Below are 11490 nucleotides of genomic sequence, written 5' to 3' on the forward strand. Positions count from 1 at the left end.
TCGCTGATTTACTGACTTGCGGGACAGACCGAAGCGCGCAGCGCGAGTTCTGTCCCCAACTGATTCAGAGAAATTGTCTCTGACCCAATTTAAGTATTCGGAGAATTCCAAATGGCAGCAAAAGACGTGATCTTTGGCGGCGAGGCTCGTGCCCGCATGGTTGAAGGCGTGAACATCCTGGCCAACGCGGTCAAGGTGACCCTGGGCCCCAAGGGCCGCAATGTCGTGCTCGAGCGCTCCTTCGGCGCCCCGACCGTGACCAAGGACGGTGTGTCCGTGGCCAAGGAAATCGAGCTGAAGGATAAGCTTCAGAACATGGGCGCGCAGATGGTCAAGGAAGTCGCTTCCAAGACGTCTGACAACGCCGGTGACGGCACCACCACCGCCACGGTCCTGGCTCAAGCCATCGTCCGCGAAGGCATGAAGTACGTGGCCGCCGGCATGAACCCGATGGACCTGAAGCGCGGCATCGACAAGGCGGTCACCGCCCTGGTCGCTGAGCTGAAGAAGGCCTCCAAGGCCACCACCACCTCCAAGGAAATCGCGCAAGTCGGCACGATCTCCGCCAACAGCGACCACGAAGTGGGCCGCATCATTGCCGAGGCGATGGACAAGGTTGGCAAGGAAGGCGTCATCACCGTCGAAGACGGCAAGAGCCTGGACAGCGAGCTGGAAGTCGTCGAAGGCATGCAGTTCGACCGCGGCTACCTGTCGCCCTACTTCATCAACAACCCGGAAAAGCAAGCCGCGCTGTTGGACAACCCGTTCGTGCTGCTGTACGACAAGAAGATCAGCAACATCCGCGATCTGCTGCCGACGCTGGAACAGGTTGCCAAGTCGGGCCGCCCGCTGCTGATCGTCTCGGAAGACGTGGACGGCGAAGCGCTGGCGACGCTGGTGGTCAACACCATCCGCGGCATCCTGAAGGTTGTCGCCGTCAAGGCGCCTGGCTTCGGTGACCGCCGCAAGGCCATGCTGGAAGACATCGCCATCCTGACGGGTGGCAAGGTCATCGCCGAAGAAGTCGGCCTGACGCTTGAGAAGGTCACGCTGGCTGACCTGGGCCAGGCCAAGCGCGTCGAAGTGGGCAAGGAAAACACCATCATCATCGACGGCGCCGGCGCTGCTGCTGACATCGAAGCCCGCGTCAAGCAAGTGCGCGTCCAGATCGAGGAAGCCACCAGCGACTACGACCGCGAGAAGCTGCAAGAGCGCGTGGCCAAGCTGGCCGGCGGTGTTGCCGTCATCAAGGTCGGTGCTGCCACCGAAGTCGAGATGAAGGAAAAGAAGGCCCGCGTCGAAGACGCCCTGCACGCCACGCGCGCTGCGGTGGAAGAAGGCATCGTGGCCGGTGGTGGCGTGGCTCTGCTGCGCGCCAAGCAAGCTGCTGGCGCCATCAAGGGCGACAACGCTGACCAAGACGCCGGCATCAAGCTGGTGCTCAAGGCCATCGAAGCGCCCCTGCGCGAGATCGTCTACAACGCCGGTGGCGAAGCCTCCGTCGTCGTGGCCGCCGTGCTGGCCGGTTCGGGCAACTACGGCTTCAACGCCGCCAACGATTCCTATGGCGACATGATCGAAATGGGCATCCTGGACCCGACCAAGGTGACGCGCACTGCCCTGCAGAACGCCGCTTCGGTCTCGTCGCTGATGCTGACCACCGAGTGCATGGTGGCCGAGTCCCCCAAGGACGAAGCTGCCGGCGGCGGCGGCATGGGTGGCGGCATGGGTGGCATGGGTGGCATGGGCGGTATGGATATGTGATCGGCACGGCATTCGGCTACTGCGCAGGCGCTGGACGGCGCTGCAGTGCTCACCGCACGCAAGTGCGGTTCCGCGCTTCACACCGCCCAGCACCTGCTCGCTACGCCGACTGCCGCACCGATCCGTGTCGCTTGGCGACTTTCTGTTCAAGCAAAAAGGGGCTGCTCACGCAGCCCCTTTTTTTGCGCGCCCGGCTGGCGTCAATCGTTCGCGCGCGCCGCCGACCGCTTCAGCGTGTAGGTCAGCCCGATGCCGTAGCTGGCGCCGCTCATCTGCCGCACCAGCGGGCTGTCGCGGTTGGCGGCGCCGGCTAGGCTATCGAGGCGGACGAAGGAAAAGAGGCGCAGGTCCGGCGTCAGCTGGGTCGCCACGCTGCCGCCCAGCCGCCAGGCGATCAGGCCAGCGCGCGCCTCGTAGGCCGGCCGGTCCGCCATGGCCTCGCCGGGCGCGACGCCGTAGAAGGTCGAGCCCAGTCGGCGGTCGCCGACCAGCGCGCCTACGCTGAGCCCATAGCCCCAGCCGCCTTCAACGGGGCGTTGCTGCCAGCTCAATCGGGGCTCGAAGCTCATGCCGCGATGCAGGCTCAGGTTGCGGGCCTCGAACACGCCACGCACAGGCAGTTCCAGCACGATGCGATCAGCCGCGTTGCGGCCGTTCAAGAACCAGCGCGCCACCGGCCCCGCCTCCACCAGCGTGTTCAGCCGCGCCATGCCCTCGCGTGCCCGCAGCGACTCGGAGCCTGAGCTCAGCGAGCCCGCGAACGACACATCCAGCTCGAAGCGCTCCGTGCGCAACGCGCGCAGGCCAGCGCCATCGCGGTCGGCGCGCCACACCTTGCCGCGGTAGATCAGATAAGGCAGCGCCAACGCACGGCGGGCCTGCTGGTCCGACCCGGGATAAGCCTGCTGCGAGACGCCGACCGCCGCGACGCCGACCTCCCACAACGGCAGGTCCGGTCGCTTGGGCGCGGGCTCGTCAGCCTGTGCGCCGGCGCCGACCAGGCTGAGAAGAAGAACGAAGCGTTTCATGGCGGATGCGGGAGCAGGGACGCCGCGCATCATGCCGTCAGTTGGGCCAGCAAGTCGTCGGCGAAATGGCCGGCGTCGCACAGCGGGCTGGCCGCCATGCGATCACGCAGGCCGGCGCGCAGCGCAGCAAGGCCCGCACGGTCCTGCGCCCGCAGCTGCGCGAGGCGCACGAAATCATCCTCGTCCGCCGCCACCCAGCCGTCCGCCAACCCCAGCGTTTGCATGAAGCTCAAGCCCTGGCGCGAGATGGGCGCGAGGCCGGGCAGTGTGAGCACGGGCACGCCCATCCACAGCCCATCCAGCGTTGTCATGCCGCCGCCGTGCGGGAACGGGTCCAGCGCGATGTCGACACGGCCGAACGCGGCCAGGTAGTCCGCCAGCGGCCCGGGGCCTTCCAGTTCGAGCTGCGCCGCGTCGCCCGGCCAGCGCGCCTGCAGCGCCGCGCGTTCGTCGGCGTGCTGCAGGCCCGGCGCCTTGATGAGCAGGCGGCTGCCGGGCGTCGCATGCAGCACGCGCGCCCACAGCGCCAGCACCTCGGCGCCCAGCTTGTGCAGTGCGTTGAAGCTGCCGAAGCGTGGCGCCTCGCCCAGCGGCGTGACGGCCGGCGCGTCGGCCGGCGGCGCGTAGACGGTGAAGCTGTGCGGCAGGCGGCGCAGCGGCTCGACGAAACCCGCCTCGGCAACGACTGGCAGCAGCCCGTGGTCGCCGATGAAGGCGTCGATCTCAGCCAGGCCGGTGCTACCGGCATAGCCCAGCCAGCTGAACTGACGCGGCGCGGGCCGGCGCGCGAACACGCCGAGACGGTGGCCTCCCGTGTGGCCGTTGAGGTCGACGAGCACGTCGATGCCGTCGGCGGCGATGCGCTCGGCCAGGGCCGCGTCGCCCAAGCTCGCAGCATCCAGCCAGCGCGGCGCGGCGGCGCGCAGCCGCTGCGTCAACGTGTCCTCGCTGCGCATACCGGCGTAGACGAACAGCTCGCACCGCGCCGCCAACGCCGGCAGCCAGGCCTCGGCCAGGCGCCCGACGGGGTGGCCGCGCAGGTCCGCTGACACCAGGCCGACCCGCAACGGCCCCGCCGCCCGAGCGGGTCGGGCGACGCGGGGTGACTGCACGGCCCGGCCGAAATCCGCCGCCTCGGCAACGGACGCCATGCCGCGATAGGCGCGCAGCAGCAGCCGGTCGCTGCGTGCGGTCAGCAACGCCGGGTCCAGCTCGATCAGCTGGCTCAGCACGGCATCCGCTTCGTCCAGCGCGCCCTGGCGCTTCAGGGCCTGGGCCAGATTGCTCAACGCCTGAGGCGATGACGGCGCCGCGCCCAGCGCTTCTCGATAGGCCTCGACCGCCTGGGCATGCCGGCCCTCGGCCAACCTCAGCCCGCCGAGATTGCCCAGCACGGCGGCACGGCGCTCGCCGCTCAGTCCCCTGTCCAGTCCCGTGTCCAGTCCCGCTGCCAGCGCAGCGCCCAGCACCGCCTCGCCGCGCTCGGGCCGCAGCAGCGCGAGGTTGCAGGCCGCCTCCGCATGGCCGGCGTCCAACGCCAACACGCGCTCCCAGGCCTCGGTGGCGTCATCGCCGTTGGCTTGCAAGTGCTGGCCCAGCGCGAACCAGACGTCGACACGCTGCGGCGCCAGGCTCGCGGCTTCGCGCAAGCAGGCAATGGCCTGGGCCACACGGCCCGCAGCCGCCAGCGCCGTTGCCGCATGCAGGCGCAGGCCGGCGTCGCGCGGCTGCGCGGCCACCGCACGCCCAAAGGCCTCGGCGGCATCGTCGTGGCGCCCCAGCGCCAGCAGCGCACGCGCCCGGTTGCCGGAAGCGGCGACCAGCCCGGGTTGCCAACTCAACGCGGCGTCAAAGGCCGCCAGCGCCTCGGACGGCTGGCCCAGCGCCAGCAGCGCATTGCCCAGGTTGTTGTGCGCGCCCGCCAGTTGCGGCTGCAGGCGCAGCGCCTGCTCATAAGCCGCGCGCGCCTCGAGCCATTGGCCACGGGCTGCCAGCAGGGCGCCCAGGTTGGCCGGCAGATCGGCGTCGCCCGGCAAGAGCTGCATCGCTCGCTGCAAAGCCGGCAGCGCGTCCTGCCCCAACACCTGCTGCGCAACCGACAAGGCCTTCCATAGCGCGCCGTCGTCCGGCGCCTGCGTCAGGAGCTCGCGGGCCCTCGTCGCCATCTCGGCGTGGCGACCGCTCTGGAAAAGCGTGAATAGGTTATGAAGTGCGGCGTGTGCCATGCGGTTCAGGGGGTGGTAAGTGGCGGCAACACCGCAAGACGCACCAATTCGGCGCCAGATAATCTCATTCCGCCGTCGCATCGCCTTCATGTCCGCCAGCCTGCATCCCCACCATCTGCTCGACCACGCGCTGACCGAAGCCGGTCCGCTGGCCCGGGAGTTGCTGAACCTCGTGCAGGACGCGCTCGATGCCCAGCCCCAGCACTTCGCGCTGCGGGACAGCTGGCGCAAGGTGCGGTCGCGGTTTGCGGCCGATTTCGAAGGCAGGCTCATCGAACTGCTGCAGGCCGGGCGCCGTGGCGAGGACCCGTTGCACCGCAGCGTGCCGGCCGGCGGGCTGGAAGGTCTCAGCCTCGTCGACGAGCCCCAGGCCTTGCAGGCCGTGGCCGTTGCCCACGTCGCCCAGGCGGCCGAGGACATGAGCCGCGCCGAACTGCACCAGATCGGCAACTTCTACGCCGCCCTGCGCGGCACCGCCCGGGCGCGCGAGCGCGACAACCCGCTGCGCCCCGCCCTCTACGCCCATGCGCTGCACCAGGCGCTGGCTGCCAGCCCGCTCGCTGCCCAGACCCGATACGAGCTGATGCGCGTGGCCGCCGCGCCGCTGGCCGAGGCCCTGCACCGCCAGTACGTCCAGGCCTGTGCCGCGCTGCGCGCCGCCGACATCGGCGACATGGTGGCGTCGCACGGTCGTGCCCAGACCGACCCGCTGGCCCACCAGCGTCTGGCCGCCATGCGCGGCATCGGCGCACGTCCTGCGGCGGCCGGCACGCTGGACGGCCTGTCGCGTCGCGTCGACGCCGTCAATTCGCGGCCCCAGCGATTGAGCAGTTTCGGCACAGCCACGCAGCGCGACCCGCTCGCCCCCGCGCCCTTCGTGCGCACGACGGGGCCGGACATGCTCAGCCGGCTCTACGACCAGATCCTCGCCGACCCGCGCCTGCTGCCGCCGCTGAAGGCCCTGCTGGCCCGGCTGCAGATCGCCGTCGTGCGCCTGGCGCGCAGCGACGCGATGCTGCTGCGCCGACAGGACCACCCCACCTGGGCGCTGCTGAACCGCGTCGCCGCCCACGGCATGGCCTTCGAGCGCGTGGACGACAAGCGCTTCGTCGACTTCCTGCGCTTCATGGAAGCCGAGGCCCAACTGCTGGTGGACGCACCGACGCCGACAGCCGCCCTCTTCCAGCAGGTGCTGGCGCGCGTGGACGCCCGGATCGACCAGCAGGCCCGCCAGAGCAGCGAGCGCAACGCCGTCGAGCTGGCTGCTCTGGAGCGAGAGCAGCAGCGCAGCGAGTGGCGTGAGCTGATCCGCGAGCAGACCGATCACCAGGTTGCCGGCGCGCCGCTCGGCCCGCGCATGCACCGCTTCCTGCAGACGGCCTGGGTGGACGTCATCGTCACGGCCATGGTGCGCCACGGCCGCGACTCGCAGGAGGCGCTGGCCGCGATGGAGCTCGTCGACGCCGTCATCGACAGCCTCACGACGCCGCGCGACACGGCCGACCGCGACGCGCTGCGCATGCGCCTGCCGGTACTGATCGAACGCCTGATGGCCGGCTGCGAGAGCATCCAGCTGCCACCGGCCAAGCGCGAGCCGCCACTGTCCGAGCTGATGGCCCAGCATGCCCGCCTGTTGCGCGGCCTGCCGGCCCAGGACCCGGGCGAGCGCCGACCCATGCTGCCCCGACCGGCAGTGGCGAGCAGCGCCGCGCCCGCCACGGCCGACGAGATCGTCAAGCGCCTGATGGAGGAGCGCGACTCCCAGATCCCCTCACACTGGCTCAGCGCCGACGTCGACCGCGGCGAGCTGCCGACGGTGCCGGTGCAGCTCTACAACGAGCACGATTCGCCCGACGCGCGCGCCGCCCTGCAGCGCTGGGTCGAGGACGTGGAGATCGGCCGTTGGTTCCACCTTTTCATCCAGGGCGGCTGGCACACCAGCCAGGTCGCCTGGATCAGCGAGGGCCGCCAGTTCATGCTCTTCGTCGGCCGCGACTCCGACGAGCGCCTGCCGCTGACGCGCCGCGCGCTGGAGGCCCTGCTGGCCAACGGCCTCATCACAGCGCTGGAGGACGACAGCGTCGTCCAGCGCGCCGTCGACACGCTGATGAGCGACCTGGACGGCGGCGGCTAATCCGTCGGCTGATCGGGCTCGGCACCCGCAACCGCATCGGGCAGCCGATGCGCCAGTACCCATTCGCGCAGCGCCAGCGCCACGTCGCCGACGCCGCTCTTCTTCAGCGCCGAGAACAGCGTCACGGCAACGTCCGAGCTCTCGGTGGACAGCTCCGCCAGGTAGTCGGTTGTCGAGCGCAGGATGGCGTCGGCCCCCCTGCGGTTGAGCTTGTCGGCCTTGGTCAGCAGCACCAGCAGCTTGATCTCGCCACTCGAGATGCGGGCAGCGACGAAATCGAGCAGTTGCTTGTCCAGGTCGGTCAGGCCCAGCCGCGAATCCACCATCAGCACGACGCCCGACAGGCTGCGGCGCACCTCCAGGTAGTCGGCCATCACCTTCTGCCAGCGCATCTTGGCGGCCTTGGCGACGGCGGCGTAGCCGTAGCCGGGCAGGTCGGCAAACAGCGCGTCGGCGGCGTCCTTGGGGCCCAGCTCGAACAGGTTGATGTTCTGGGTGCGGCCCGGCGTCTTGGATGCAAAGGCCAGGCGCTTCTGCTGGGCCAGCGTGTTGATGGCCGTGGACTTGCCGGCATTGGAGCGGCCGACGAAGGCGATCTCTGGCAGGTCGGTGGCGGGCAGGTGGATGAGCTGGCTGGCGGTGGTCAGGAAGCGCGTGGTGTGCGTCCAGGCCAAGGCGATCTTCTCGGTGATCGGCTCGGCGGGTACTGCATCAGGGATTTCGTTGGTCATGGCCGGGTCGAGCGCTTAGGTCTGGCATTGTAAAATTCGAAAGTTGCGCCCAACGAAACCATATAAATCCATGAAGACTGTCGCCATCCTTCTGTCGAGTCTGCTGCTGGCCACCGTGGCCCAGGCGAACGAGCCGGCTGCCGCGCCCGCCAAGCCCGACCTCGCCAAGGGTGGCGCGCTCTCCACCCAGGTGTGCGCCGCCTGCCACACCGCCGACGGCTCGCGTGGCAGCCCGGCCAACCCCATCCTGCAGGGCCAGCACGCGGAATACCTGGCCAAGCAACTGGCCGATTTCAAGAGCGGCAAGCGCAAGAACGCCGTCATGACCGCCATGGCCGCGCCGCTGTCGGAAGAAGACATCCGCAACGTGTCGGCCTTCTACGCGTCCAAGACCGCCAAGCCGGGCTTCGCGAAGAGCAAGGACACTGTCGCGCTGGGCGAGAAGATCTGGCGCGGCGGCATTGCCGAGCGCAATGTGCCGGCCTGCGCGGCCTGCCATGGCCCGACCGGCTCGGGCATCCCCGCCCAGTACCCGCGCGTCGGCGCCCAGCATGGCGACTACGTCGAGGCACAGATGGTGGCCTTCCGCAGCGGCGCGCGCACCAACAACGCCGTCATGAACGGCGTGGCCGCAAAGATGAACGACAAGGAAATCAAGGCCGTGTCCGACTACGTCGCCGGCCTGCGCTGAACCTCCACGCACGCCTCGGGAACTAAGGCCGGTGAACTCCACCGGCCTTTTTCATTGATGCCCTGATGTCCGCCCCCGCCGCTCCCCCACCCGTCCAAACCCCCACCGCCGCACGCGTGCTGCTGGACCTGCTGTCGTCCATGCGCTTCGCCATCACGCTGCTCAGCGTGATTTGCATCTCGTCGGTCATCGGCACGGTGCTGCGCCAGAGCGAGCCGATGGGCAACTACATCAACCAGTTCGGCCCCTTCTGGGCCGAGGTGTTCGGCAAGCTGGGCCTCTACACGGTCTACAGCGCGCCCTGGTTCCTGCTCATCCTGGCCTTTCTCGTCGTGTCGACGAGCCTGTGCATCGCCCGCAACGCGCCCAAGATCCTGGTCGACCTGCGCAACTACAAGGAAGGCGTGCGCGAGCAGTCGCTGCAGGCCCATCACCACAAGGCCATCGGCGAGCTGCCCAGCAATCCTGCGATGGCGCTGGCCGAGATCGGCAACACGCTGGCGGCGCTGGGCTGGAAGGCGCGGGTGCAGAAACGCGACAACGGCAACATGATCGCGGCGCGGCGCGGCGCGGCCAACAAGATCGGCTATCTGTCGGCCCACTCGGCCATCGTGCTCATCCTCATCGGCGGCGTGCTGGACGGCAACGCGGTGGTCAAGCTGGCCATGTGGGTGCAGGGCAAACAGCTCTACACCGGCTCGGGCTTCATCGCCGAGATCAAGCCCGAGCACCGCCTCAGCGCCAGCAACCCAAGCTTTCGCGGCAATGTGTCGGTGACCGAGAAGCAGCGCCAAGGTATTGCCGTGCTCAGCCTGCCCAACGGCGTCGTGCTGCAGGACCTGCCCTTCGACATCGAGCTGAAACAGTTCAAGGTCGACTACTACCCGACCGGCATGCCCAAGAGCTTCGCCAGCGACATCGTCATCCATGACGGTGGCACACGGCGCGAGGCGACCGTCAAGGTCAACGAACCCGTCATCCACAAGGGCGTGGCCATCTACCAGAGCAGCTTCGAGGACGGCGGCAGCAAGCTGCAGCTCAAGGCCCTGCCACTGGCGGGCGGCGCGGCGTTGAAACTGGAGGGCCGCGTCGGCACCAAGATGGCCTTCGGCGCGCAGACACTGGAGCTCGACGGCCTGCGCGTCATCAACGTCGAGAACCTGGCCAATGACGGCAGTGGGGCCAACGCCAGCGGCGCCGACGTGCGCAAGGTCGACCTCGGCGAACGCCTGAACAAGCACCTCGGCAGCGGCGCCAAGAGCGACGGGGCCAAGGTGCTGCACAACGTCGGCCCCAGCTTCAGCTACAAGCTGCGCGACGCCGCCGGCCAGGCGCGCGAGTTCAACAACTACATGGTGCCGGTGGCGCTGGACGGCCAGCGCCTCTTCCTCGCCGGCATGCGTGAGACACCGGCCGAGAACTTCCGCTACCTGCGCATGCCGGCCGACGAGAACGACTCGCTGGACAGCTGGCTGCGCCTGCGCCAGGCGCTGGCCGACCCGCAACTGCGCGACCTGGCCGCGCGTGCCTATGCCGTGTCGGCCACGCCAGCCGCGCAGCCCAAGATGCAGGAACAACTGCAACTCACCGCCCAGCGCGCGCTGACGCTCTTCTCCGGCGCCGCTGCCAAGCCGGGCGAAGACGTCAAGGGTGGCCTGCCGGCGCTGTCGCAGTTCATCGAGCGCGACGTGCCCGAGCCCGAGCGCCAGCGCGTGTCCGAGGTGCTGCTGCGCATCCTCAACGGCAGCCTGTTCGAACTGCATCAGCTCGCCCGCGAGCGCGCGGGCCTGAAGCCCGCCGGCACCGACGCGGCCGCGCAGGCCTTCATGACCCAGGCCGTGCTGTCGCTGTCCGACAGCCTCTACTACCCCGCGCCCATGTTGCTGCAGCTCGACGGCTTCGAGCAGGTCCAGGCCAGCGTCTTCCAGGTCGCGCGCGCACCGGGCCAGAAACTGGTCTACCTCGGCGCCCTCCTGCTCATCGTCGGCGTCTTCTCCATGCTCTACATCAAAGAGCGTAGGCTGTGGATCTGGATCGCGCCCAGCGCCGACCCGGCCAGCTCGCAGGTGCGCATGGCCATGTCCAGCACCCGCGAATCGCCCGACAACGCTACCCTCTTCGCCCAGCTCAAGGCTGCCGTGCTCAAGGACCCGACATGAACACCACCACCTTCGACCTGCCGCGGCGCCACGCGCTGCAGCGCCGCGACGCGCTGGACTGGGTCTTTGCGGCCCTCGTGCTGCTCGGCGGCGCCTATGCCTTCAACCGCTACCACGCCAGCATGGACGGCTACGAGAAGGGCATCCTGGCCTGCGCCATGCCGGCGCTGATCGCGCTGGGCTGGTTCTGGAAACCGCTGCGCACCTTGTGCGTCGCCGTGGGCGCCGCCACGCTGCTGGCCATTGCGCTGTACGCGCGGCAGACCGACGCCTTTGGCGCCGACCTGGCCGCTGGCGAGCAGGTCTTCTGGCTCAAGTACATGCTGTCCAGCCAGAGCGCCATCCTGTGGATGAGCCTGCTCTTCACGATGAGCATGCTCTTCTACTGGGGTGGCTTCTTCACCGGCGCCGGGCGCAACAGCGTGGCCGAGGCCGTGGGCTCCAAGCTGGCCTGGGGCGGCGTCTTCATGGCACTCGTGGGCACGCTGGTGCGCTGGTACGAGAGCCACCAGATCGGCGCCGACATCGGCCACATCCCCGTCAGCAACCTCTACGAAGTCTTCGTGCTGTTCTGCTGGATGACGACGCTCTTCCACCTCTACTACGAGCAGCGTTTTGCGACGCGGTCGCTCGGCGCCTACGTGATGCTGGTCGTCAGCGCGGCCGTCGGCTTCCTGCTCTGGTACACGCTGGAGCGCGGCGCGCAGGAGATCCAGCCGCTGGTGCCGGCCCTGCAGAGCTGGTGGATGAAGATCCAC

8 protein-coding genes are annotated in these 11490 nt (G+C 69.0%); 5 read left to right on the top strand and 3 right to left on the bottom strand.

Translation table 11 applies throughout. The features are described from left to right. The first annotated feature begins 111 nt into the window (after positions 1 to 111). Positions 112 to 1764 (top strand): chaperonin GroEL, encoded by a 1653-nt coding sequence (gene groL / locus ABIS05_RS08355; RefSeq protein WP_348014506.1) that lies wholly within the window; start codon positions 112 to 114, stop codon positions 1762 to 1764. 200 nt (positions 1765 to 1964) lie between these two features. Here the strand turns inward: groL and ABIS05_RS08360 are convergent, their stop codons facing one another. Further along, entirely contained in the window at positions 1965 to 2792 is an 828-nt protein-coding gene (locus tag ABIS05_RS08360) for a MipA/OmpV family protein (RefSeq protein WP_348014507.1), read from the bottom strand. Positions 2793 to 2821: 29 nt separating this feature from the next. Further along, entirely contained in the window at positions 2822 to 5017 is a 2196-nt protein-coding gene (locus ABIS05_RS08365; RefSeq protein ID WP_348014508.1) for a tetratricopeptide repeat protein, read from the bottom strand. A gap of 88 nt (positions 5018 to 5105) precedes the next feature. Between ABIS05_RS08365 and ABIS05_RS08370 the strand changes: the two genes are divergently transcribed. After that, positions 5106 to 7151 (top strand): DUF1631 family protein, encoded by a 2046-nt coding sequence (locus ABIS05_RS08370; RefSeq protein ID WP_348014509.1) that lies wholly within the window; start codon positions 5106 to 5108, stop codon positions 7149 to 7151. Here ABIS05_RS08370 and yihA read toward each other — a convergent pair. Then, complete coding sequence (gene yihA / locus ABIS05_RS08375; protein WP_348014510.1) at positions 7148 to 7882, bottom strand: ribosome biogenesis GTP-binding protein YihA/YsxC; 735 nt, start codon at positions 7880 to 7882, stop codon at positions 7148 to 7150. The two genes, ABIS05_RS08370 and yihA, sit on opposite strands and share 4 nt — an antisense overlap. A 70-nt stretch (positions 7883 to 7952) precedes the next feature. On the opposite strand from yihA, the gene ABIS05_RS08380 reads away from it, so the two are divergent. From ABIS05_RS08380 to ccsA, 3 genes are all read left to right on the top strand, one after another. Beyond that, positions 7953 to 8573, top strand: a complete 621-nt coding sequence (locus ABIS05_RS08380) for a c-type cytochrome (RefSeq protein WP_348014511.1) — start codon at positions 7953 to 7955, stop codon at positions 8571 to 8573. 65 nt (positions 8574 to 8638) lie between these two features. After that, the gene (locus ABIS05_RS08385) at positions 8639 to 10732 is read left to right on the top strand and encodes a cytochrome c biogenesis protein ResB (protein WP_348014512.1); all 2094 of its coding nucleotides are present in this window, start codon (positions 8639 to 8641) and stop codon (positions 10730 to 10732) included. Continuing rightward, positions 10729 to 11490: cytochrome c biogenesis protein CcsA (gene ccsA / locus ABIS05_RS08390; RefSeq protein ID WP_348014513.1), on the top strand; the 762-nt coding region annotated here is incomplete at its 3' end. The genes ABIS05_RS08385 and ccsA, both read left to right, overlap by 4 nt.

Origin of the sequence: Roseateles sp. (assembly GCF_039929605.1) — a bacterium.
In the GTDB taxonomy this organism is placed as follows: Bacteria; Pseudomonadota; Gammaproteobacteria; order Burkholderiales; family Burkholderiaceae_C; genus Pelomonas.

Excerpts from the sequence above, each read along its gene's own strand:
- groL (WP_348014506.1), top strand. The coding sequence starts at position 112 with ATGGCAGCAAAAGACGTGATCTTTGGCGGCGAGGCTCGTGCCCGCATG.
- ABIS05_RS08360 (WP_348014507.1), bottom strand. The coding sequence starts at position 2,792 with ATGAAACGCTTCGTTCTTCTTCTCAGCCTGGTCGGCGCCGGCGCACAG.
- ABIS05_RS08365 (WP_348014508.1), bottom strand. The coding sequence starts at position 5,017 with ATGGCACACGCCGCACTTCATAACCTATTCACGCTTTTCCAGAGCGGT.
- ABIS05_RS08370 (WP_348014509.1), top strand. The coding sequence starts at position 5,106 with ATGTCCGCCAGCCTGCATCCCCACCATCTGCTCGACCACGCGCTGACC.
- yihA (WP_348014510.1), bottom strand. The coding sequence starts at position 7,882 with ATGACCAACGAAATCCCTGATGCAGTACCCGCCGAGCCGATCACCGAG.
- ABIS05_RS08380 (WP_348014511.1), top strand. The coding sequence starts at position 7,953 with ATGAAGACTGTCGCCATCCTTCTGTCGAGTCTGCTGCTGGCCACCGTG.
- ABIS05_RS08385 (WP_348014512.1), top strand. The coding sequence starts at position 8,639 with ATGTCCGCCCCCGCCGCTCCCCCACCCGTCCAAACCCCCACCGCCGCA.